27 protein-coding genes are annotated in these 23,801 nt (G+C 43.2%); all 27 read right to left on the bottom strand.

The window, feature by feature from the left end:
• Positions 1–9: 9 nt before the first annotated feature.
• Positions 10–1,104, bottom strand: a complete 1,095-nt coding sequence (gene flhB / locus MKX35_RS15020) for a flagellar biosynthesis protein FlhB (RefSeq protein WP_042189439.1) — start codon at positions 1,102–1,104, stop codon at positions 10–12.
• Positions 1,105–1,126: 22 nt separating this feature from the next.
• Complete coding sequence (fliR, locus tag MKX35_RS15015) at positions 1,127–1,912, bottom strand: flagellar biosynthetic protein FliR (protein ID WP_042194135.1); 786 nt, start codon at positions 1,910–1,912, stop codon at positions 1,127–1,129.
• Positions 1,913–1,921: 9 nt separating this feature from the next.
• Complete coding sequence (gene fliQ / locus MKX35_RS15010) at positions 1,922–2,191, bottom strand: flagellar biosynthesis protein FliQ (protein WP_036688516.1); 270 nt, start codon at positions 2,189–2,191, stop codon at positions 1,922–1,924.
• Between the two features lie 21 nt (positions 2,192–2,212).
• Positions 2,213–2,977, bottom strand: a complete 765-nt coding sequence (gene fliP / locus MKX35_RS15005) for a flagellar type III secretion system pore protein FliP (RefSeq protein WP_042189441.1) — start codon at positions 2,975–2,977, stop codon at positions 2,213–2,215.
• Positions 2,974–3,501 carry a flagellar biosynthetic protein FliO gene (locus tag MKX35_RS15000; RefSeq protein WP_076299240.1) on the bottom strand — a complete coding sequence of 176 codons (528 nt, stop codon included), beginning with the start codon at positions 3,499–3,501 and terminating at the stop codon, positions 2,974–2,976. Before MKX35_RS15000 ends, fliP begins: the two co-directional genes overlap by 4 nt.
• A 9-nt stretch (positions 3,502–3,510) precedes the next feature.
• On the bottom strand, positions 3,511–3,876 hold the full coding sequence (locus MKX35_RS14995; RefSeq protein ID WP_036688523.1) for a response regulator: 366 nt from the start codon (positions 3,874–3,876) through the stop codon (positions 3,511–3,513).
• Between the two features lie 26 nt (positions 3,877–3,902).
• Positions 3,903–5,204 (bottom strand): flagellar motor switch phosphatase FliY, encoded by a 1,302-nt coding sequence (gene fliY / locus MKX35_RS14990; RefSeq protein ID WP_076299241.1) that lies wholly within the window; start codon positions 5,202–5,204, stop codon positions 3,903–3,905.
• Complete coding sequence (gene fliM, locus MKX35_RS14985; protein WP_076119558.1) at positions 5,194–6,192, bottom strand: flagellar motor switch protein FliM; 999 nt, start codon at positions 6,190–6,192, stop codon at positions 5,194–5,196. The genes fliY and fliM overlap by 11 nt, the downstream gene beginning before the upstream one ends.
• Positions 6,193–6,231: 39 nt before the next feature.
• Entirely contained in the window at positions 6,232–6,699 is a 468-nt protein-coding gene (locus tag MKX35_RS14980) for a flagellar basal body-associated FliL family protein (protein WP_042189445.1), read from the bottom strand.
• Complete coding sequence (locus MKX35_RS14975; protein ID WP_042128923.1) at positions 6,696–6,920, bottom strand: flagellar FlbD family protein; 225 nt, start codon at positions 6,918–6,920, stop codon at positions 6,696–6,698. The genes MKX35_RS14980 and MKX35_RS14975 overlap by 4 nt, the downstream gene beginning before the upstream one ends.
• Before the next feature lie 89 nt (positions 6,921–7,009).
• Positions 7,010–7,828, bottom strand: a complete 819-nt coding sequence (gene flgG, locus MKX35_RS14970; RefSeq protein WP_076285419.1) for a flagellar basal body rod protein FlgG — start codon at positions 7,826–7,828, stop codon at positions 7,010–7,012.
• A 103-nt stretch (positions 7,829–7,931) separates the two neighbouring features.
• Positions 7,932–8,318, bottom strand: coding sequence for a TIGR02530 family flagellar biosynthesis protein (locus tag MKX35_RS14965; RefSeq protein WP_076299242.1), 387 nt, complete (start codon positions 8,316–8,318; stop codon positions 7,932–7,934).
• Positions 8,315–8,812: a flagellar hook capping FlgD N-terminal domain-containing protein gene (locus MKX35_RS14960; protein WP_076285418.1), complete on the bottom strand. Its 498-nt coding sequence runs from the start codon at positions 8,810–8,812 to the stop codon at positions 8,315–8,317. The genes MKX35_RS14965 and MKX35_RS14960 overlap by 4 nt, the downstream gene beginning before the upstream one ends.
• A 32-nt stretch (positions 8,813–8,844) precedes the next feature.
• A complete protein-coding gene (locus MKX35_RS14955) occupies positions 8,845–10,320 on the bottom strand; it encodes a flagellar hook-length control protein FliK (RefSeq protein WP_076299243.1) in 1,476 nt (491 codons plus the stop codon).
• Positions 10,321–10,345: 25 nt separating this feature from the next.
• On the bottom strand, positions 10,346–11,287 hold the full coding sequence (locus tag MKX35_RS14950; RefSeq protein WP_305953480.1) for a MotE family protein: 942 nt from the start codon (positions 11,285–11,287) through the stop codon (positions 10,346–10,348).
• An 18-nt stretch (positions 11,288–11,305) separates the two neighbouring features.
• Positions 11,306–11,749 (bottom strand): flagellar export protein FliJ, encoded by a 444-nt coding sequence (fliJ, locus tag MKX35_RS14945; protein ID WP_076285416.1) that lies wholly within the window; start codon positions 11,747–11,749, stop codon positions 11,306–11,308.
• A 9-nt stretch (positions 11,750–11,758) separates the two neighbouring features.
• Positions 11,759–13,096 carry a flagellar protein export ATPase FliI gene (fliI, locus tag MKX35_RS14940; RefSeq protein ID WP_279306853.1) on the bottom strand — a complete coding sequence of 446 codons (1,338 nt, stop codon included), beginning with the start codon at positions 13,094–13,096 and terminating at the stop codon, positions 11,759–11,761.
• On the bottom strand, positions 13,065–13,913 hold the full coding sequence (locus MKX35_RS14935) for a FliH/SctL family protein (protein ID WP_042189449.1): 849 nt from the start codon (positions 13,911–13,913) through the stop codon (positions 13,065–13,067). Before MKX35_RS14935 ends, fliI begins: the two co-directional genes overlap by 32 nt.
• The gene (gene fliG, locus MKX35_RS14930; RefSeq protein ID WP_042128934.1) at positions 13,906–14,922 is read right to left on the bottom strand and encodes a flagellar motor switch protein FliG; all 1,017 of its coding nucleotides are present in this window, start codon (positions 14,920–14,922) and stop codon (positions 13,906–13,908) included. The genes MKX35_RS14935 and fliG overlap by 8 nt, the downstream gene beginning before the upstream one ends.
• 4 nt (positions 14,923–14,926) lie before the next feature.
• Complete coding sequence (gene fliF / locus MKX35_RS14925; RefSeq protein WP_076299244.1) at positions 14,927–16,513, bottom strand: flagellar basal-body MS-ring/collar protein FliF; 1,587 nt, start codon at positions 16,511–16,513, stop codon at positions 14,927–14,929.
• Positions 16,514–16,548: 35 nt separating this feature from the next.
• Positions 16,549–16,860, bottom strand: coding sequence for a flagellar hook-basal body complex protein FliE (gene fliE / locus MKX35_RS14920; protein WP_042189451.1), 312 nt, complete (start codon positions 16,858–16,860; stop codon positions 16,549–16,551).
• A 92-nt stretch (positions 16,861–16,952) separates the two neighbouring features.
• Positions 16,953–17,402, bottom strand: a complete 450-nt coding sequence (gene flgC, locus MKX35_RS14915; protein WP_042189452.1) for a flagellar basal body rod protein FlgC — start codon at positions 17,400–17,402, stop codon at positions 16,953–16,955.
• Positions 17,403–17,408: 6 nt separating this feature from the next.
• Complete coding sequence (gene flgB / locus MKX35_RS14910) at positions 17,409–17,816, bottom strand: flagellar basal body rod protein FlgB (RefSeq protein ID WP_076299245.1); 408 nt, start codon at positions 17,814–17,816, stop codon at positions 17,409–17,411.
• A gap of 378 nt (positions 17,817–18,194) precedes the next feature.
• Positions 18,195–19,595 (bottom strand): ATP-dependent protease ATPase subunit HslU, encoded by a 1,401-nt coding sequence (gene hslU, locus MKX35_RS14905; protein WP_076299246.1) that lies wholly within the window; start codon positions 19,593–19,595, stop codon positions 18,195–18,197.
• A 33-nt stretch (positions 19,596–19,628) separates the two neighbouring features.
• Positions 19,629–20,171 carry an ATP-dependent protease subunit HslV gene (hslV, locus tag MKX35_RS14900; RefSeq protein WP_042189455.1) on the bottom strand — a complete coding sequence of 181 codons (543 nt, stop codon included), beginning with the start codon at positions 20,169–20,171 and terminating at the stop codon, positions 19,629–19,631.
• A gap of 129 nt (positions 20,172–20,300) precedes the next feature.
• The gene (trmFO, locus tag MKX35_RS14895; RefSeq protein WP_143759400.1) at positions 20,301–21,683 is read right to left on the bottom strand and encodes an FADH(2)-oxidizing methylenetetrahydrofolate--tRNA-(uracil(54)-C(5))-methyltransferase TrmFO; all 1,383 of its coding nucleotides are present in this window, start codon (positions 21,681–21,683) and stop codon (positions 20,301–20,303) included.
• Positions 21,683–23,782 carry a type I DNA topoisomerase gene (gene topA / locus MKX35_RS14890; protein ID WP_076299248.1) on the bottom strand — a complete coding sequence of 700 codons (2,100 nt, stop codon included), beginning with the start codon at positions 23,780–23,782 and terminating at the stop codon, positions 21,683–21,685. Before topA ends, trmFO begins: the two co-directional genes overlap by 1 nt.
• Positions 23,783–23,801 lie beyond the last annotated feature (19 nt).

Here is a 23,801-nt window from a genome sequence, read left to right as displayed (position 1 = left end):
CCCCCCGCCTTATTTCCTCTTACCTTTAAGTTTATATACATATGCCAGCACTTCAGCTACAGCCTGAAACAGATCATTTGGAACGACATCTCCAATTTCTGCTCTTTGGAATAATGCCCGTGCCAGCGGTTTGTTTTCCATAGTCACGACGCCATGTTCTTTAGCCAGCTCCCGTATACGAAGTGCTACATAATCCTGCCCTTTTGCAATAATCTGTGGCGCCTCCATTTTGGAACCATCATATTTTAGCGCAACAGCAAAGTGAGTTGGATTTGTAATAATTACATCCGCGTTAGGAACTTCCTGCATCATACGCTGCATGGCCATTCTGCGTTGGCGTTCCCTGATCTTACCTTTAATTAGAGGGTCGCCCTCCATTTTTTTGTATTCATCCTTGATATCCTGCTTAGACATTTTCAGGCTTTTTTCGTGCTCGTACTTCTGATACATAAAATCTAGAAAAGCCATAATTAGCAGGGCAACCCCTATTTTCAAACCAAGACTCATCGTCAGCTTGGCCGCAAACTTAAAAATTCCCTCCGCACTGATATGCGACAGGGATGCAAAGTTCTTCTTTTCTCCCCATAATGTGCTATATACCAGATAAGAAATAATTAGAAGCTTAAATATTGATTTCAGGAATTCTACAAACGAACGCATAGAGAAAATATTTTTGAATCCTTTTATCGGATTAATCTTACTGAATTTAGGAGTAATCCCCTCTCCTGTAGCCATAAAGCCCACCTGCGCCAAGTTGGAAACAAGTGCCATAACAAACGTAATTCCAAGTAATGGAGCTAGCAAAATCAAGATTTGCAAGCCATACTGATTAAATAGCAGCGTTATATTCTCAGGCGTAACGTCCAGCATCATTCGATTCTGAAATACGTCCGTGTATAGCTTCATAAAACGCTCTTTCATAAAACCACCAAACATCATCAAGCTAACTACCGCAGCTAGCAATACAACCGCACCAGACAGCTCAGCACTTTTGGCTACTTGGCCTTTTTTACGAGCATCCTGCCGTTTCTTCGGGGTTGCTTTTTCCGTCTTTTCACCGGCGAAGAGTTGAAGATCTAGTCTATAACGCTTCGTCTTAGGCATAATACTCTCCCCTTACGGTCACCTACGGCTTCTTCCCCATGAGACCCAGTAAATTCTCCATGGATTCGAACATGATTTCGAAGAGATTCTGAAACAACACAGCCAGACCTGGCATCAGCACTAAAAGAAGTGCAATACCTATGATGATTTTTAGAGGAACCCCTATAACGAATACATTATATTGCGGAGCCGTTCTCGCTAAAAAAGCAAGACCAACATCGGTCAGAAACAGTGCAGTTACTAATGGAGCCGACATTTGAAAAGCTAATACAAACGACTGCGCAAATGTTCGGACCAGAAACTCTGACAAACTACCATCAACCATGCGTAGAAATAAATCATTATTCATAGGAATCCATTTATAGCTGTACACAATGGCATCTAGTAAATGGTGATGTCCATTCATACTCAAAAACATTAGCAGGGCTATCATATATTTGAAATTACCGAGAATAGGTGCTGACGTTCCTGTCATAGGATCAATGACGTTGGCAATACCGAAGCCAATCTGAATATCAATGAAAGAACCTGCTGTCTGAATCGCCATAAACATCAAATATCCAATGAAACCTAGCAATAAACCTATTAATACTTCTCTCATAATCAGCAAAATATAACTAAAATCCTGCGGAATCGTAATCCCTGTTCCATTAGCACTAAAGACTACCAATGCTACAAAAAAAGATATGCCAATCTTAAAAGTTGTCGGTACCCCTTGAGAAGAAAATACAGGAACGACAACAAAAAAGGCTGTAATTCGACAAAAAATAAGCAAAAAGACGGGTAAACTTTGCAATAAGGTATCCATGTTCATTGGTTAACCAATATACATATAGAGATTTCCTAGAATTTGGCTAGTAAAGTCAATTAGCTTCGTGATGATCCACGGTCCAAATAGCAATAAAGCCAGCAGTACTGCGACGATTTTTGGAACAAACGCTAGCGTCTGTTCCTGAATCTGTGTCGTAGCTTGAAAGATACTGATTATTAGCCCTACCACCAGACCAAGAATCAGCATGGGAGCGCTGACTTCCAGCACTAAATATACGGCTTGGCTTGCTAGACCGATAATAAACTCCGTACTCAATCCTCATGCCTCCTCTTAAGGTCAGGTGTTAAAACTAAGAAGTAGTGATTTAATGACTAAGTACCAGCCGTCTACCAGTACAAAGAGCATAATTTTAAAAGGTAATGAAATCATGACCGGGGGAAGCATCATCATCCCCATGGCCATCAGCGTACTCGCCACAACAATATCAATAATCAGAAATGGAATGAAAATTAAGAAGCCCATTGTAAAAGCTTTTTTCAATTCTCCAATTGCGAAAGCTGGCACCATCACCGTCAGTGGAATATCACTGTATGTAGCCGGTTTAGCTGATCCCGTATAACCGGTATATTTCATAAATAACAAAAGGTCTTTGGAATTGGTCTGTTTAAACATAAACTCTTTCATCGGATCAGCAGCTTTATCAAAAGCCTCAGTCTGGGTAATCGTCCCCTTCATATACGGCTGTAATGCCGTTTCATTCACTTGCGCCAAAGTAGGCGACATAATGAACAGGGTCAGAAACAGAGCAAGCCCTACCAGCACCTGATTCGGAGGCATGGCCTGAGTACCAAGTGAGGTTCTAACAAAACCGAGCACGATTACAATTCTAGTAAAACTGGTCATAAGAACTAGAAACGCCGGAGCAATACTCAGAACCGTAACGAGAAGAAGAATTGATATGGAACTGGTACCACCGCTTGAACCATCTTCATTACCGACCTGAATATTAACATTAGGTATAGGATCAGCATGTATCGGCCGCATCATAACTATACTAATGAACCCGAACAGCAGAATAGCAAGAATTAGCTTCTTTTTCATAAATTCCTCGACTCATCCTTAGTAGCATCATCCCGTAACAGCTCTTCCATTTTCTCTTTTCGCTCTGGTGCAGAACGAAGCTTGGATTGCAGTGTCTCGTAAAAAGATGATGTTTCACTAAGCTCGATTTCTTCTGATGGAACCTCCCCACGCAGCTTAACCTTAACCTTGGCAATAAGCGGTGCGAGAAAATTATTCTGGTTGGAGGACTGATCCTCAAATGCTGCAATGATCAAAGCTACCTCATCCGGATCAGTGACTTTATCCAAGATGGATATGTTCTCACCAATCCCGATTAAGTAAAGGCTGCTTCCCAGTTCAATAACCTGCATCGACTTGTTAGGTCCCAGCCCTACAGCACCAAGCGTTCGAATGGAGCGCCCGCTCATAAAGGTCTGATTACGACGTCCAAGAAAACGGATCAGCAGCACAATAAGTACAATGATTACCGCAAGGACAATAATAACGTTAAGCAAATTCAGCAGGGTGTTATTGCTCCCGAGCGGTTCTGAATTGAGGGGCATGTCTTTTTCCTACACACCCAACGTTTTGTTGATAGCTTCAATAACTCGGTCAGCTTGGAAAGGCTTCACAATAAAGTCTTTTGCTCCCGCTTGAATAGCATCGATAACCATAGCCTGCTGGCCCATGGCTGAACACATGATGACCTTAGCAGCCGGATCTACCTTCTTGATTTCTTTCAGGGCGGCGATTCCGTCCATCTCAGGCATAGTTATATCCATCGTGATGAGGTCCGGACGCAGTTCTTTAAATTTCTCTATAGCTTGAGAACCGTCCTGAGCTTCGCCCACTACTTCAAATCCGTTTTTCGACAAAATGTCACGGATCATCATTCTCATAAATGCTGCATCGTCCACGATTAGAATTCGGTTAGCCATTTTTACAAAATCCTCCCTAAGTATGCTTATTGTAATTTCTGAATTCGGTCCCACTGGCTGACGATATCCGTAACGCGTACGCCGAAGTTTTCGTCGATAACTACGACTTCACCTTTGGCAATAAGCTTGTTGTTAACCAAAATATCTACAGGCTCACCGGCGAGCTTGTCCAGCTCAATGATCGAGCCTTGAGACATTTCTAAAATATCTTTAATCTGCTTCTGGGTCCTTCCTAATTCTACGGTTACTCTAAGCGGTATGTCCATCAATAAATTTAAATTGTTTTCATCAATATGACCAAAAGCTCCACCGTTAAGGTTAGCAAATTGTACAGGCTGTACATTTACATTGCGATTCGCTTCAGGACTAAGCGGTGGTGTCTGCCCATAAGGCATGCCTTGAGGCGGCATTCCGTAGGGTGGCATCCCTGGCATGCCATACGCCGGCATTCCTGCTGGAGGATAATAATATCCGCCTTCTGGCATCCCTGGATAACCAGGCATCCCCTGCGGCGGGTACGGCGGAGGTGTTTCTCCTACGGGCTGTGAAGGCGCCTGTTGCACTGGAGGAGCTACAGGAGGCGTCTCTTGAGCTGGCTTAGCAGGAGTCTCTGTCGACGTAACTGCAGCCTCCTGCGCTGCAGGGCTAACATCACCCAGAAGCATCGTTACCATATCCTTAGCAAACTGGACAGGCAAGAGCTGCATAATAGTAGAGTCTATTAAATCTCCTATCTTAAGTCGAAACGAAATTCGAATTAAGGTTTCTTCATTGGGTAAGCTGCCTACACCTTCACCACTGGACATGTTTAAAATGTCGATACCCGGAGGCGAAATATTAACAAATCGATTGAAGATCGTAGACATTGATGTGGCAGAAGAACCCATCATTTGGTTCATAGCTTCCTGCACAGCACTAATGTGTATTTCATTCAATTCTTCATCTTTAGGTTCGCCTTCCCCACCAAGCATTAAATCTGCGATGACCTGTGCATCCCTAATCTTAATAACAAGTGAGTTAATACCCTGAAATCCATCTACATATTCCACGTGTACAGCTACATGTGGTTTAGGAAAAGCCACTTCAAACTCCCCGCGTGTAATGATGGAAACTTGAGGGGTTGTAATATCAACCTTTTTCCCCAGTAAAGTGGAAAGAGCTGTCGCTGCACTACCAAACGTTATATTACCGATTTCACCCAAAGCATCCTGTTCAAACGGTGTTAAATAGTCATTTACCGTTTTCTCTGAAGGAGCCAATGAGCCTTCCGCAGATTGTCTCAGAAGGGCGTCGATTTCTTCTTGGGATAAATAATCTTTACTCGTCAAATTCTTCAACTCCTTCACTGACAATCTCGTCTATTTGCACGGCTACCCGGTCTTTCACCATTCCAGGACTTCCGATGAACTTAAGCTTCTCCCCTACCTTAATCGAGAGTCCAGTATCTACATTCCTATTTAGTGAGATCACGTCACCGACGCTAAGCCCAAGAAACTCAGATATAGATAAGCTCGATTCTCCAAGTTCAGCAACAATCGGCAGTTTCGCCTTATGAACTCTAGCTTTAATAGCTTCAAGTTCATCTGCATCCCGCGTCTTCTTCTCTGTTACAAACCATTGGTGAACAGATAGTCTAGACATTATTGGTTCCAGAACGACGTGCGGTATGCACAGATTGATCATACCTGTTGTATCTCCAATTTTGGTGCTTAACGAGATCAATGCAATGGTCTCATTTGGCGATACAATTTGCATGAACTGTGGGTTCGTTTCGAGCGCTTCCATGCGCGGATGGATATCCAGCACAGTCTTCCAAGCCTCCTGCAAACTTTCAAAACATCTGCTGAAGATACGCTCCATAATCGTTGTTTCGATTTCAGTTAAAGCATTAATCTTAGATGGCGCAGTCCCAAAACCGCCCAGCAATCTGTCCAGCATAGCGAAAGCGATGTTTGGATGAACTTCCATTACCATTCGACCTTCTAAAGGTTCGGCTTCAAAAATGTTCAGTATTGTCATTTTCGGAATGGAACGAATGAATTCATCATAAGGGAGCTGCTCTACTTGAACGACATTAATCTGCACAAAGGTGCGTAATTGGGCTGAAAAGTACGTTGTAAGATAGCGTGCGAAATTGTCATGAATCCTTGTAAGACTACGAATATGATCTTTAGAAAATCGAACAGCCCGTTTAAAGTCATAAGATCGGATCTTCTTCTGAGTTTCTTCCTTTTTAAGTTCATCGGCATCCATCTCACCTGAAGAAAGTGCAGCAAGTAGAGCATCTATTTCGTTTTGTGATAGTACATCAACCAATTCAATCACCCCCCTATCAAAGAATTATCATGCCTGAAGCTACATAGAAGCCAAAAGGTATTTGGTGACTTCGATCTGAGTGATTTTGCCTTCGGTCAATGTCTTATTGATCAGATTAACAAGCTTGCTGCTAAGCTGGTCTTTGCCATTTGCTCCATTAAGCTCCTCAGGTTTGGTATCTGCAAGCGTTTTGATAATAATCGGTTTGATTTTGATCTCTTTTATTTTTTCGAATGCTTCCTTTGATTTCGCAGAATTCAGTTGGAAGGCGAAATCTATTTGAACGATATAATCGGGATCAGCAAGATTTGTTTTGATATCTTTGATCTCTGCCGTTAATTCGACGATTTCATCTGCAGTTAAATACTTGGTTTCCACACTCTGAACCGCAGCATTTACATCATTCGAATCTTTCGGAAAGATCTTGTCCATTAATAAAAATGCGGCGATCACGATAAGTGTAATCGCAAGTAAAATCGTAAGTAACCATGGCAGCATCTTCTTCATGTTAGCTCCTCCATTGACTGGACTTTAATGGTGGCAGCATATGTGCCTATGTCCCTGTTATAATCCCGGATCTTCGTAATAACTTCATCAGCTTTTTCAAGCACGATCAGTCTTTTTCCGGTTACTAGCGTAATATATGTATCCGGGCTTTCTTCTACCATTTCTACCAGTAGGGCATTGATCCACATCGGTGTTCCATTTAATCTCGTTACCGATATCATAACAGGCCTCCTAACAAAAATAGGGGGAGGGGTACCTCCCCCACGACTCCGCGTTAATCTTTAAAAAAGATATTAAATTATTAATAAAATTAACGCTTCAGGTTAACTACTTCCTGCAGCACTTCATCAGAAGTCGTAATGATACGGGAGTTCGCCTGGAATCCACGTTGCGATACAATCATTTCTGTAAATTCATTCGTAAGATCCACATTGGACATTTCGAGTTGACCAGAAATGATAGCGCCAGTGCCATCTTCTGTATTATTCGCTGTAGTCGGAACAAGTTCGCCTTCTGCATTCGCATTAAGTGACATACGGTACAGATTACCACCAATTTTCTCTAAACCAGATGGATTAGTAACCTTGGCTACACCAATCTTCACTCCGCCTTGAGTCGTTCCATCCGACATGGTCTGAACAATCGTTCCATCATTGGAAATGGAGAACGCTGTTACATCATCACCCAGTTGAATGGGTCCACCATCGGAATCTAGCACATGAAGTCCGTCAGAAGTTACAAGATTACGTGCAGCATCTACATGAAAATCTCCTGCACGAGTCAAGAAGGGTGTTTCTTGATCTTCTGATAGCTTTACTAGGAAAAAACCATCTCCGTCAATGCGTAAATCTGTCGGGTTATTAGTAGTTTGAGCACTACCGGGTAAATGGAGTGTATCGATAGAAGCGATACTTACGCCTAGTCCGATTTGTTTAGCATTCATACCACCTGCACCATCATCACTAGGAGCAGTTACACCAGAAACAGTTTGACTCATAATGTCCTTGAACATAACCCGTCCTGATTTAAAACCAATTGTATTGACATTGGCAATGTTATTACCGATTACATCAAGCTTAGTCTGAAAGCCTCTCATCCCTGAAACCCCTGAATACATAGATCTTAACATTTGTGTTGTCCTCCCAGATTATAGAGTCCTAATAACTTACTAAGTGAATGGGACCGCGTCAGTCGGTCAGCGGCCGCCTCGGCTTTCCGTTAGGACCAGCCGGTTATGAAATCACAATTGCACTATCAATTTGCGTAAACACGTTATCTTTAATCGAATTCCCATCCATAGCGGTTACAACCGTACGATTCGGGACACTTACGATAAATGCCAAGTCCTTCATTAATATCAAGGATTCTTTACTGCCTTTGGCAGCAGCTTTATCCACAGCAGAAGAAATCTGATCCAGTTGTCTGCTTCCAAGTTCAATTCCTCTTTGTTCAAGACGCTTAGCAGCATGATTGCTGAATTTTAGTAGCTTCTGTTGCAGTACGCTCTCAAAGGTGGCTTCTCCAGTCACAGCCTGCTTCGGTATCGAAGATCGCTGTAACGTTGAGGAATGTAGGGACGACGCAGGATACAGTTGGCCTATGGTCAGCCTGTCACTCATATTGTCGCCTCGCTTCCTCCGTTATTCTCCGGAGTATTACTATCTGTACCAGAACCATTCTCTGTTGTTGCGGGATTCTGAATTTGTGTAATATCGGTTAAAGCAATTCTGTCTTTCCCCACAACCGCATATTGAATCCCCTTGCTGACAACGATTGATTCAACGTTCCCTGTCTTAGGTAGATTTGTGGCGGTATCCGTCCATGTGATATCTTTACCAATCAAGCCGGATACTGATCCAAGAGATTGATTCATTGATGTAAGCTGTGTAGAGATATTCATCAGCTGCTCAACAGATGTAAACTGTGCCATTTGAGCAATAAATTCTTTATCTTGCATCGGCTGCATCGGATCTTGATTCTGCAGCTGAGTGATCAAAATCTTCAAAAACTGATCCTTACCCAACACAGAATTCCCTGTTGTTTTAGTAGATTCAGGAGTTGTATAATTCCACTGGTCTTTGGTAGAAACAGGAGGAGTTGTTGTTGTCGTCATAACCGTTCACCTCTCTTTCACTTGTGATAAGTTTAAGCTTTGGCAGAGAAGGAGTTCCCTTGATTATCATCTTCTTGCCCTGCGTTTGAAACCCAATCTTTCCATTCACCATTTAGCTCTGCGGCAAGAATGGCATCATTAGCTTCCTCACGACTTTCTTTGGAGCGTCTTCCCTGCTGACCACTTCCAGAACCAGGTTGGCGTCCTTCTTGACCCCACCCTGAATTGAGGGGGGTATTATTTTGTGTGACTTCCAATTTTTCTACTTGGAGGCCTTGAGACTGCAATGCCGCTCGAAGCTGGTTCATCTGCTGTTCCAACATATCCTTAGCTCCGGAATGTTCAGTCATAAACTGTGCAACCAGATGGCCGTTTTGCATAGTAATCTTAACATCTACTTGTCCGAGATTTTCTGGAAAGAGTGATATCGTAGCCTCAGCTACTCCGCCTTTTTGGACAATCTCCAATTTACCTGTGATAAAACCGGTCATTTCCTGTGCAAACTGATGAACGGGTACAGGAGCTACTGGAACCTCAGCCTTCAACGGAGCAGTAATTCCTCCCCTAAGAGCTAGTTGACCAGCAGTTACAACCTCATGATCTCCTTCTATGATAGTAGTTCCTGATGTGGAATCTTGAGCTGATTCTGCCTGCTTTGTTTCTCCAGTTGCACTGCTTTTAATCAATGGAGCGGTAAGCTCTGCTTCAGGATCTTGAACAGTTCCTGAGGTCACAGGCGAAGTTAGGACTGCTTCATTCTTAATTGCAGCTGCTTCTCCAGCACGATTACTAAGGTTTTGAATGGTTTTGTCCGTCGTATTACCTTTGCTTTCAGTCACTATAGGTTGTTGTACAGATACACCAGAATTTTCATTTATACTGGAGTTCTTTCCCTTCCCCTTAATAGTGTTAGCGGAGGACTGTTCTAGTATTGCTGTGAAATTATTTAACAAGCTTATTCCTTTACTAGCAGCTTCTTCGTTCCCACTGACAGCAGCTTCCTGAATCATAGTAACTAAACTTTGCAAATCATCTTGAACAGCAAATCGCAGTGTATCCGCATGCTTAGCTAACGGCGACAAGCTTCCTGCCGACTCCGTATCAGATGTAGCATCACCTTCAGTCGCTTGACTTCCTGATAGAAGAGCTGATACCTGAAGAAGCCAAGCTTGCAAAGCTACCAGCACAGCAGGATCGCTATTGATGCTTTCATCCAGATTTTCAACATCAGCAGTTAGCTTCTCGATAAGATCAGAATTCTGCGTATCTTGTCCCCCTTGATCTTCTCCAGTTGTCTGCACTTCCTTTAAAAGACCTTGCAATAAAGAGGCTAGATTTCCTAGAAGCGGATCAGTAGGTACCGATGTGGTGTTAGCTGTGTTTCCTCCCATAGTTTGCACTAAAGTCTGCGCGAAAGGTACAGCAGCTGTTGTGCCAGTAGAAGTCGATGAGCTACCACTTGCGCCTGTAGCATTTGCGCTCACAAGCGATTGAACCACTAAACTCATATTATTTTTCACCTCCTTTCACTATTTATTTAGCACCCATCAAACGGTTAACAATCTTCGCGGTTTGCGCACTATCATTTTTAGTCATTTCCCCCAAAATCGAAGAGCGAACACTATCACTTACGGTATTCATAATCGTTACTACTTTATCAGGACTAATCTTGTACATTTCTCCTAGTAGAGAAGCTGCATTGGCAGGCGTCATTGAACTAAAGGTTTGGTTCAACTTTTCCTTATCCAGATTTGTACTAGTTTTAGTCGTTTGAGTAGTGCCAGCTTCTTTTTTCAATCTAGATTGAAGAGCAGCAATTGCCATATCACCCGAAGAGGTAGTTTCTTTCAACTTAATCGTCACATCTGCCGCTTTTTGAGGATCCATTTTTTCCAGAATCGCAGTTTTACTCGCTTTATTCATTACGCTGAATATCTGCACCATCTCTTCTGTAGTCAAGTTCTCCATAATCGGTGCAGCTTTGGAAGCTTTCATGCCCGCGTACAGCTTCGCCAGATCAGTAACCTGCTTCTGATAAGGGTCTTCTGTTTCCTCCGTGTTTATTTCAGCAGCTGCAGCAGCTTCCGTCTTCATTCCCTCAATTTGCGACTCTAGCGCCTGAACCTTGGTATCCTGGGCTGTTTTTTCATCTGTGACCTTCTTCAACTCATCTGCCTGCTGGGCAAGCTGAGCTTTGAGCTCCTTAATCGTTGAGTTTGAGCTCACTTCCTGCTTTTTGCTTTCTTCCTTCGGTTTAGAAGGATCTGTTGGCGGATCAGGAACCCATTTTTCCAGAATCGGAATTTTATTCGCAACTTCAAGCACGTTATTACGAATGTCCATATTAAAAAGCGTCAACAGTACTCCAAGCAGTACTAGCGTGAAGATAATCGGTATCATTAGAAATAAGAACCGCTCAAATTTCCCCGCTGACCCTTCATTTTCAAGTTCCATGTCATTATCAATTTTAGCCACTAGCGGAAACCTCCCGGGTTAGAGGGATTTCATCGCGAAGCGGACGGTTGCCATCTCATCCAGTTCGTTTTGTTCCCGTAAAATCATACTTTGCTGAAACTGTGTCTCAGCCTTATCTTTTGCCTTTAACCATACTTTTTCGTCTAATACCTTTGTGCTTAACTGATCTTGCTTCTTCAAGACTTCCTGATGTGCACTTCTAATGTCCGTATGTTTACGGGCAATGCATATATCCAGGTATTCTACATATTCTTGCATTTCACGAATCTTCGCCATAGGTGCCTTTTGTTCTGCGGCATTTTGTAAAGATAACATAATAGCGCTCCGCTGAAAGGTGAGTTCATCCAGGCTTCTTTCTTGTGCCTGCAATTCTCCAAGCGCGCTTGAGAGCATCCATTCTGCCTGTGTCTTCTCATTGCCCTTCAAGTCAACGACTTTTTGAAAAGTATAATGAAATCTCATGATACTGAATCAACTCCTCGAGAAGTGTGAAATTAAAGACTGTTGAACTTCAGCCAGCGTAACTTTTTCATTCACTCTTTGTTTGGTGAATTCCCATATACTGTCTATATACTCCATCGACTCATCGATTTGAGCATTGGAGCCTCTCTGGTACGCTCCGATATTAATTAAATCTTCTGAATCCTTGTACACGGCCATTAGTCGCTTAACATTCTCTGCAGCGGCGATTTGTTCTTCTGGCGCAATATCCTTCATTACACGACTAATGCTGGAAAGCACATCTATTGCTGGAAAATGTCCTTTGTTCGCAATACTTCGGTTAAGGACGATATGTCCATCGAGTATTCCTCTCACTGCATCAGCGATCGGCTCATTCATGTCATCACCATCAACCAATACAGTGTAAAAAGCTGTGATAGAGCCTGTAGGACCAGTTCCGGCGCGTTCTAGTAGTTTAGGTAAGCTTGCAAATACAGATGGTGTGTAACCTCTCATAGCTGGTGGTTCTCCGACTGCAAGTCCAACTTCACGTTGAGCCATAGCATAACGAGTGACCGAATCCATCATCAGCATCACATTAAGTCCACGATCCCGAAAATACTCAGCAATCGTAGTAGCAATAAGTGCTCCCTTAATTCGAATTAATGCAGGCTGATCAGATGTAGCGACAATAACGACTGACCTCTGCAAACCCTCAGGTCCCAAATCGCGTTCGATGAAATCCAGTACTTCCCTGCCACGTTCCCCAATCAGAGCGATAACATTAACATCTGCTGATGTATTACGTGCAATCATTCCCATGAGCGTACTTTTGCCGACCCCTGAACCAGCGAAAATCCCCACCCGCTGACCTTTACCAATTGTTAGCAAACCATCTATCGCTCTTACACCGATGCTAATAGGTTCTTGCACTCGTGGTCTATTGAGTGGATTGGACGGAATGTTAAAGGTCGAACTATGTGGCATTCGAGCTGGGATCAGGGAACCATCAAGCGGTTGCCCTAGACCATCCAGTACCTTACCCAGCAATTCTGAACCCACCTGAACACTAAGCGGCTTGCCTGTTCCCACTACATCACAACCAGGTCCAATGGCCTGCAGTTCTCCAAGTGGCATTAATAGCACCTTGTTGTCACGGAAACCAACGACTTCAGCTTGCAGCGGCTTATTTCCTTTAGAAGGATAGATATAGCACACATCACCAATGCTAGCATCAGGTCCTTCCGATTCAACCATAAGACCGATAACCTGCGTCACTTTCCCATTGATCCTCACCGGATCGAGATTACGAAGTTGCTCCTTATAACGGTTACTATCAAGCATCTTCTTCCCCATTTCTCTGCTCATCGGTGTCCAGCGCGATTCTAACCAGCTCTTTCTTGATTTCTGCAAGCTGAGTATCAATTCGGGCATCTATGCTGCCAAAGGAGGAGCGGATTACACAACCTTGATCTTTCACAGTCGAGTCAGGCAAGATCTGTAGTTCAGCCTGCGAGTCAACCGCTAATGACAATTCTTCCCTTGCTGCGTTTACGAAAGCAAACTGCGCAGGTGATACACACAGTGAGATCAGCCCCTGCTCACGTTTACGAGCTAGATTCTTCCGAATCAAATCCATTGCAAACTGCGGCTCAACCGTTAACTGTCTGTCCACAATTTTCTCCGCAATATCACAGCTTAGCTCAACCAAGAAAGGTTCAGCTTCCTGAATAATGACATCCCTTGCCTTATAGGCTTCAGTTAAAACAGCACGCGCTTCATCCATCATCGCTGCAATTTTGAGCTTCATCTCTTGCTCAGCTTGAGAAACACCTTCTTGATACCCTAGCTGATAAGCCTCGGCTTTGACGGCCTCAACCAAATGTTCATCCTGCTCACGCCGCTCTTTCCACCACTCTTCAGCCTCCGCTTTTGAGGATTCAACAATCTGTTCCGCTTCAAGAGAGGCATTCCGTACTTGCTCTTCAGCAAATTCTTGGGCGTCTTTAAGCATTTGCTTACGTGCCACTTCAGCCTCTTCACGAGCGGGATCATGATAGTGAGTCTCGCTTACAGTCTCCTCTGGAACGGGCTCCTCAGTTAGGCCCGCATAGTGCCGGGCCTGCTCCAATCTTTTCAGTACATCAACTGGAACATACTGAGAATGCTTAATCAGCTTAGACAATGATGTCATCTCCTCCGCCACGAGCGATGATAATTTCTCCAGACTCTTCGAGTCTGCGGATCGTACCTACAATACGCGTTTGCGCTTCTTCTACATCACGCAACCGCACAGGACCCATGTACTCCATTTCTTCTCGGAATGTCTCTGCCATACGTTTGGACATATTCCGGAAAATAACATCTCGTACTTCTTCGCTTGCAACCTTAAGGGCAAGCTGCAGGTCCGCATTATCAATATCACGAATAATACGCTGAATCGAACGGTTATCCACATTGACAATATCCTCGAATACGAACATCCGCTTCTTGATTTCCTCGGCGAGCTCTGGATCTTGAATTTCGAGAGAATCCAGAATTGTACGCTCTGTCCCACGGTCAACTCCATTCAAGATTTGTACGATTGATTCGATACCGCCAGCATTTGTATAATCCTGAGTTACTGTAGCAGAAAGCTTCTGCTCCAGCACTCGTTCAATTTGTGTAATGACCTCCGGAGAGGTGCTGTCCATTACAGCAATTCTTCTAGCCACCTCCGCCTGCTTCTCTTGAGGTAATGAGGAGAGAATAGCTGCGGCTTGTTCGAATTGCAGATAAGACAATACAAGTGCGATAGTCTGGACATTCTCATTCTGAATAAAGTTCAAAATCTGGTTTGGATCAGCCTTGCGTGCAAAATCGAAAGGTCTTACTTGCAAAGTCGCAGTCAGACGGTTAATGACCTCCATTGCTTTTGCGGAACCAAGTGCTTTCTCCAGAATCTCTTTGGCGTAGTTAATACCGCCTTGTGATATATATTCCTGGGCGAGGCATATCTGATGGAACTCAGACATGATCGACTCTTTTTCACTGCTGTCCACTTTACGGACATTGGCAATTTCAAGAGTTAATTGTTCAATCTCCTCGTCTCTTAAATGTTTGAATATTTGCGCCGATACCTCGGGCCCTAGTGTGATAAGCAGGATCGCGGCCTTTTGACGGCCACTAAGCCCCTGCTGACTAGCCTTTGCCATTAGTTCACCTCTGTTCGTCTGCAAGCCATGTACGCAGCAGATTTACGAATTCGTCTGGCTTTTTCTTAGCCAAACTTTCCAATTGCTTACGAACTTGACTGTCATTCGTCACACTTTCCAAATTAATAGATGGAAATTCGGTAGGAACCTGCAATGGAATGTCTTCATCTTCCTCTTCCACAGTCTTCTTACGACTCCGATAGATTAGATATCCTCCACCTGCTCCAACCAGCAATGCAGCTGCTCCGATAGCCCATAACATCCATGTGGCAAGACCACCTGGTGTTGTATTAGCAGCGGTTCCGCCAAATTGTTGAGAATACACCGAAACCTTTTTGGTTAAATCAGCGTCTGTATATGTAGTACCTGAATCTGCGAGCGAAGCACGAACAATATTTACCAAAATATTTTGAATTGCTGCTGATGTAGCAGCGTCCAAAGTATTTTGTCCTGTAGGTGGTTCAACTGCAACATTTATGGTTAAATCTTTAACAGTAAAGGGACTTGCGATAACATCCTTTGTAATTCGGTTTACTTCAAAGTTCCTCGTTTCAGAAGATTCTTCCGAAGTAGAAGTATCCGTACCGGCTTGTGAAGGATAGCCCGCTACATCTTGTGAACCAGTGCCTGCCACTCCGCCAGTTGTATTTCCTTGACCCGAATACGAATTACTAATGATTTGTGAACTGATCTCAATCCCCTTCATGTTCTCTGTATCCACAGGGGTTACGAGATTCTCCTTCCGGTTTTCCTTGTCAAAGTTCAGCTTCGAAAATACAAGAACATCAACTTTATCTGGACCCGTAAGAGTGCTAAGGAATTGTTTCACATCTTTCTTTACTTCTTCTTCGAATTTCTTCTGAAGAGCGAAGTTCTCTTCGACTTGGCTGGAAACTCCAGCTTGTCCACCTTTGGCCGTAGGCATTAACTCGACTTCATTATTAGCAATCGTAATGTTATCGATTGGTAGATTTGGAACAGCCGTCTTTACAAGGTTAAAGTACCCATCAATATTATCTTGAGTGGGTCTGAATCCCGGATTAAATGAAAGCACAACGGATGCAGATGCTTGCTCTTGGTCAGCCTGGGAAGCAAAAACTGTTTCTTTAGGCAGATTAATCAGCACTTTAGCATCCTTAATTCCTTGCATACGTCTCATTAACTGTTCTACTTCACCGTTTAATGCATTATTATACTTCACATTAAACTCACTATCTGTCGTCCCTATCATTGACGAATTTTCATTAAAGACCTTATAACCGATAGAGCCCCCCTGAACAATCCCCTGAGAACCGATATCCACCTTTATTCGAGCCGCTTCTGTGCTTGGCACGGAGATGCTCTTTCCATCTTGGCTTAATCGGTATGAAACACCTGCTGTATCCAAGTAGTTCATTACTCCAGCTGAATCTGTGCTGTCCAAATCTTGAAACGCTACTTCATATTCTGTCTTTGAAAGCTGCATGGTTAATACTACGATTATTATTAGAATGATAAACAATGTAGAAAAGAATAAAATCTTCTGTTTACCACTAAATCTGTTCCAATACAGGGTCACCTTCTCCCGATATTGGGCAAATCTTTCATTCACAGTGTCACCCCATCCGGAACTAAGCTAGGAATTAATTAAATTTGAGTTCTCATAATTTCTTGATAGGCTTCTATCACTTTGTTCCGGACTTGTGTAGTCAACTGCAAACTCAGTAAAGCCTGTTGGGAAGAAATCATCACCTCGTCTATGTTCACTTCTCCCAATACAAATTTATTACTCATATCCTTTGCTTGTTGTTCCTGATCTGCTACTTTAGTGAGTGCATTCTCAAGATAAGAACCAAAGCTCTCCATGGCATTAGCAGGAGTGGATGAAACTTCGGTAGATGTTGGTTTCATGGCAAGCTGCTGTACAGCTTGAACCCCATTAGTGATATTCTGTATCAACTGTTTCCCTCCTAAAAGTTTTGTAAGCATATGCTTCCTAGATTCACTTCGTACAAAACTCACTGTGGAAGCGTTCCTTGTGTTAATTACGTTTAGCGCCCAATTTCGAGTGCTTTACTTACCATAGCTTTAGATGCATTCAGCATCGTGACATTGGCTTCATAAGAACGTGATGCAGATAACATATCTACCATTTCTTTAGTAATATCTACGTTTGGCATATAGACATAACCTTCGGCATCCGCATCAGGATGGCTTGGGTTGTAAACTGGCTTTAACGGTGAAGTATCTTCTATAATGGACTGCACCTTTACACCTTCACTACTACTACCGTTTAATTTCGAATTTAGTATATTCGAGAACTTATTGCTTTCGGTAGCTTCCATAACAACAAGCTTTCGACGGTAAGGAACGGCTTTGCCATCAACCACCGATGCTCTTGTAGTTTCCGCATTGGCCACGTTGGAGGAAATCACGTCCATCCGCAATCGTTGAGCTGTTAATGCTGATGCACTTATCCCAAAACTACTCCCAAAGTTCATGCAATCTTATCCTCCTTGAATTACAGCTCGCATCATCGAAATTTGACTGTTGATCTGCTCGACATAAGAACTATACCTGAGTTGGTTCTCAGCACTTAACGCCATTTCTCGTTCTACATCCACATTGTTGTCGTTATTATTCATCGAGGTAGTTTCATCCGTACTAACGACAGCTGCTGGTACAATTCTATTACTACCAAATTGAAAATGTCGGGAGTCCGTTACCTTCGCGTTAAGTGTAGGTTTTATTCCACTTTCTTGTTGCTGAAGGAAACTTTCGAATGAAACATCAGAACGTTTGAAATTTGGCGTATCTTCGTTAGCCACATTATTCGCTAGAACATTTTGTCGTTTGTAGGCAGCATCAATGCCTCCCTGCAATCGTTGAAAACTGACACTATTCAGCAATCCCAAGATAATTCCTCCTTTCAAAGCTATCATAATGAAATGAATTCCACAACTTTCCTTAAAAAACCTGCTTGATTTCGACAAATAAAGTATAAAAGTCCTCTATTTATCAGTTTCTACGTCGAACCTTGTCGCAAAGTATAACTTATTAGTATTTTCACATACATTGATTTTCATTTAATTTGTATATTATTACAATAAGAAATAAGCCCTATCTTTTTAGAAAAGACAGGGCTTTTAGCACTTTATTGCTATTTTATTCCTTTTTTAACTCAAAATTATCTTTTTAATTGCATCTTTTTACATTTTTTTACCTATTAATGACACTAAATTGTAATTTTCTAATTCAATATGCCCAAATCCAAAAGAATAGAATTTGTCGCATTAAAGAATATACTGACTTAGATCACGATCCTGTGCAATACTTGCCAATTTCTCACGCACATACTCTGGTGTAATAACCATAGTGTCCAGCGTCAGCTCAGGTGCTTCAAAAGAAAGATCCTCCAATAACTTCTCCAAAATCGTATGAAGACGCCGAGCACCTATGTTCTCCATATTTTGATTCACTGAAGCAGCTATTTTGGCAATTTCATAAATAGCATCTTTCTGGAACTCCACTTCAATGTCCTCGGTTTTTAACAAATTAACATATTGTTTCGTCAAAGCGTTCTCTGGCTCTGTTAAGATGGAAACAAAATCCTCCAGTGTCAGACTGCTTAGTTCTACGCGAATCGGAAAACGCCCCTGAAGCTCTGGAATCAGATCAGAAGGTTTAGCAACATGAAAAGCCCCGGCAGCCATGAAGAGCACGTAGTCCGTCTTCACAGGACCGTATTTTGTCATGATTGTAGAACCCTCTACAATTGGAAGGATATCTCTTTGCACACCTTCACGTGATACATCAGGGCCCGAACCCTTACCTTGACTTGCAACCTTATCAATCTCATCGATAAAAATAATACCCGATTGTTCAGCGCGTGTCACAGATTCCTGAATGACATCATCCATATCAATCAGTTTGGTTGCTTCATCCTGAATTAGCACTTTACGAGCCTCACGGATAGGAAGCTTGCGCTTCTTCGTCCGCTTCGGAAGCAAGCTGCCAAACATTTCTTGCATATTCATCCCCATCTGGTCGTTCCCTTGCCCTGCAAACATATCCAGCATAGATGGCGCTGTATCCTCAACATCTATTTCAATGATATCTTCTTCCAATTGACCAGCAAGCAACTTAAATCTAACCCCGCGACGGCGTTCGCTTAAGCTTCCATCTGGTTCGGAATCTTCTTTAGAATCCTCTTGTGAAGAGTTCCCGCCAAAAATCATCTCAAAAGGATTCTTCTGAGATTTATTTTTTGAAGACGAAGGCACTAAAATAGAGACAATCCGCTCATTAGCCAGTTCTTCTGCACGGTCTTTCACCTTTTCCGTACGCTCTAGCTTCACCATACGAATAGAGGTCTCAACTAAATCACGCACCATAGACTCCACATCTCGCCCTACATAACCCACCTCAGTGAATTTGGTTGCCTCCACTTTGATGAACGGAGCATTAACGAGCTTAGCTAGACGCCGAGCAATCTCAGTTTTCCCTACACCAGTAGGTCCGATCATCAAGATGTTCTTAGGAACAACTTCATCACGCAGTTCCTCAGCCAGCAGACTGCGCCGATAACGATTACGAAGGGCAACAGCTACCGATTTCTTAGCTTGTTTCTGACCTACAATATATTTATCCAATTCAGCTACGATTTGACGGGGTGTTAGCGATTGATTCACCATCGTGAATTCCTCCTTGTCTCTATGGCACTGAGCCTATAATTGCTCAACAATAATATTGGAGTTAGTATACACACATATTTCTGATGCAATCTGAAGAGCTTCACGAGCGATATCCGCAGCAGCAAGATTTGGAGCATGACGTTTGAGCGCGCGACCGGAAGCAAGTGCAAAGTTACCACCGGAACCAATAGCGAGCACATCATCATCTGGCTCGATAATTTCACCATTTCCGGAGATCAAGAGCATTCCTTCCTTGTCCATAACAATCATCAATGCCTCAAGTTTTCGAAGAATACGATCTTGACGCCAGTCTTTCGCCAATTCTACGGCTGCCCGTTGCAGGTTTCCATGATGCTCCTCCAACTTGCCTTCGAATTTTTCGAACAAAGTGATAGCATCGGCCACAGATCCTGCAAACCCTGCTATTACTTGTCCTCTGTATAAGCGACGAACTTTTCTGGCCGTCGTCTTCATAATTACACTCTCTCCGAATGTAACCTGACCATCACCTGCTATAGCTGCCTGTCCGTTATGTCTTACAGCACAAATTGTAGTCGCATGAAAGCTGGGTACCATGATTGTAGTTACCTCCTTAAGATGGGCTTTGTTCAAAAATAAGAAGTATACGTTTCACGTTATACATTATCCTTATATTTCTCACTTAAACGCTAACGCTTATCATCCTTATAAGGACGCCCAAGGCGCTTATTCTTGGTTGTCGATAGCCTCCGGCTCTTTATAAGCAAGGCCCGTACCATTGGCGTACTCGGCAAGACTGTCTAGTGCACGATTCGCTAACATCTCATTCTTTTCTTTCTTATTACGGATTTTCTTCTCCACCTTCGGCAGAAGACCAAAATTGGCATTCATAGGCTGAAAATGCTCCGGATCAGCGGAAGTGATATAAGCAGGCATACTACCAAGCACCGTGTCTTGTGGGAAGATCAGTCCTTCTTGACCAAGTGCGGCTCTAGCAGCGTTAATGCCGGCAATCAGACCTGAAGCTGCTGATTCCACATAACCTTCCACACCAGTCATCTGTCCAGCAAAGTACAGCCTTTCTTTACCCTTCATTTGATAAGTAGGATGCAAGAGTTTAGGAGAATTAATAAAGGTATTTCTGTGCATTACCCCATACCGAACGTATTCAGCGTTCTCAAGACCTGGAATCAGCGAGAATACCCGCTTCTGTTCGCCCCATTTCAAGTGCGTTTGAAAGCCCACCAGATTGTAAAGCGTTCCAGCAGCGTTATCCTGACGAAGTTGTACTACCGCGTAAGGTAGCTTACCTGTGTGCGGATTGATAAGCCCAACAGGCTTCATCGGACCAAACAATGCAGTTTGCTTACCGCGCTTCATCATGATTTCGATAGGCATACAGCCCTCAAAGTATATCTCTTTCTCAAAATCCTTGAGTGCCGCCGTCTCTGCAGAAATCAACGCGTCATAAAACACGTCAAACTCCTCTTCAGTCATAGGACAGTTCAGATATGCTGCTTCACCTTTGTCATAACGGGAAGCCAGATACACTTTATTCATATCAATACTGTCCTTCTCAACAATCGGTGCTGCAGCATCATAAAAATAGAAATACTCTTCACCTAATAGACCCTTAATTTCAGCAGATAATGCAGGGGAAGTTAGTGGACCCGTTGCAATAACAACAATCCCTTCCTCCGGTATATGCGTAAGTTCTTCATTTATGACTTCCACAAGCGGATGATTATGCAATGTACTCGTAATTTCTCCCGAGAAACCATCCCGATCCACGGCAAGTGCACCGCCAGCAGGTACAGCGTGGCGATCAGCCGCACCTAATACAAGAGAGTTTAAACGTCGCATTTCTTCCTTTAATACACCCACCGCATTGCCTAAACCATTTGCACGCAAGGAGTTGCTGCATACTAGTTCTGCGAATTGATTGGTGTGGTGTGCTGGCGTCTTCACCACTGGTCTCATTTCATACAATCTTACCGGTACGCCTTGAGAGGCTATTTGCCAGGCCGCTTCACTTCCTGCGAGACCTGCTCCAATTACTGTTACCTTTGCTGTATCTGTCACTGTCTTATTTCCTCCTGTAGAGACTATTATTCTGCTAACTCTTCTTCGTTGTCTAAAACTGCCTCTGTATGGTCACAAGACGTACATTGCAGTTTGGTGCCTTGCTTATTGCGTTTCTCAATCATCCAAGCCCCGCAAGATGGACATGGTTTAGTGGATGGTCTATCCCAAGAGACGAAATCACACCCAGGATATTGATCGCAGCCATAGAAGACACGCCCTTTTTTGCTACGACGCTCTACAACTTTTCCTTCATTACATTTAGGGCAAGTTACACCAATATCTTTGATAATCGGCTTCGTATTTCGGCAATCTGGAAAGCCAGAACATGCTAGGAACTTCCCAAAGCGTCCTAATTTATATACAAGTGGTTTACCACATTTCTCGCAGATCTCATCAGAGACTTCATCTTCAATCTCAATTTCTTTCATTTCTTCTTCGGCAAACACTAAGCGCTTCTCGAAAGACTCGTAAAATTCAGCAAGAACCTTCACCCAATCTTCTGAGCCTTCTTCCACATGGTCAAGATCGCCTTCCATATTAGCCGTAAACTCTACGTTCAATATTTCCGGGAAAAATTGTTCCATCTGCTCGATGACAAGTTCTCCAAGCTCTGTAGGCATAAATTTCTTCTCTTCAATCGCTACATAACCACGCTTCTGAATCGTTTCAAGCGTTGGTGCATACGTACTTGGGCGTCCTATCCCTAATTCCTCAAGTGTCTTTACAAGCCTTGCTTCTGTATATCGCGGTGGTGGCTGTGTAAAATGCTGCTTCGGCTCGATCTCTTGCTTATTTAAAGCATCTCCCGCTTCAAGAGGCGGTAAATACTTATCTTCATCTGTAGTTCCATCATCGTTACCTTCCACGTAAACCTTCATGAACCCTGGGAATGAAACCTTCGAACCCACCGCTCTGAATGTGGCTGTACCTGCTTCTATATCAACCGAGAGTGTATCAAGAAGAGCCGAAGCCATTTGACTGGATACGAACCGCTCCCACACCAGCTTGTAAAGACGGAATTGATCCCGGCTTAAGAACTCTTTGACCATTTCCGGTTCACGAAGTGCTGAAGTTGGTCGGATCGCTTCATGCGCTTCTTGCGCTCCAGCCGCTTTCTTTGAATACTGGCGAGGGGCTTCAGGTAAGAACTTTTCACCATACTTAGCAGTAATCAGCTCTTTAGCTTCATCCTGTGCAGTGACAGATAAACGTGTCGAGTCCGTACGCATATAGGTGATCAAACCTACGGTTCCCTCTTTGCCTAGTTCCACACCTTCGTATAATTGCTGGGCAACAGACATTGTCTTAGCTGCACGGAATCCAAGCTTACGAGCTGCTTCCTGTTGAAGGGAACTTGTTGTAAAAGGAGCCGAAGGATGCCGTTGTCTTTCCTTCTCCTTCACATTACTTACCTTAAAAACTGCGTTCTTGATTGCCTCAAGGACCTCTTGAACATCGCTTTCCTGATTAAGTTCCTTCTTCACACCATTCAGCTTATGAAACTTAGCTTCAAAGACAGAATCTCGAATCCCAAGTTTAGCTGTAATACTCCAATATTCAGTAGGTACAAAAGCGGAGATTTCATTCTCACGATCCATTATAATCTTTACAGCTACAGATTGAACACGTCCAGCAGATAACCCTTTTTTGACTTTCTTCCATAATAGGGGGCTAATCTTGTAACCTACTAGCCGATCCAGTATACGTCTTGCCTGCTGTGCATTCACAAGATCCATGTTAATCTTGCGTGGCGTCTTAAAAGCATCCTTCACCGCTTGTTTGGTGATCTCATTAAATACAACTCGGCATTCCTGTGTATTATCTAAATCCAGGGCATGTGCCAAGTGCCAAGCAATCGCTTCTCCTTCGCGATCGGGGTCAGCTGCGAGATAGACTTTTTTCACTTTTTTACTAGCGTCTTTCAATTCCTTCAATATAGAACCTTTACCACGAATCGTAATATATTTGGGATTGAAATCATTCTCCACCTCAACACCAATTTGACTCTTCGGTAGATCTCTGATGTGTCCCATAGATGCCTTTACAATATACTTACTACCTAGATATTTGCCAATTGTCTTCGCTTTCGCGGGCGATTCGACAATAACCAATGCATCTGCCATAGACTCTTCCTCCTCGTTA

It is taken from the genome of Paenibacillus sp. FSL R5-0923, from assembly GCF_038009145.1.
GTDB lineage: Bacteria > Bacillota > Bacilli > Paenibacillales > Paenibacillaceae > Paenibacillus_AQ.
The sequence above is the reverse complement of the archived record's forward strand: the minus strand, read 5'-3'. Positions and strand labels throughout refer to the sequence as shown.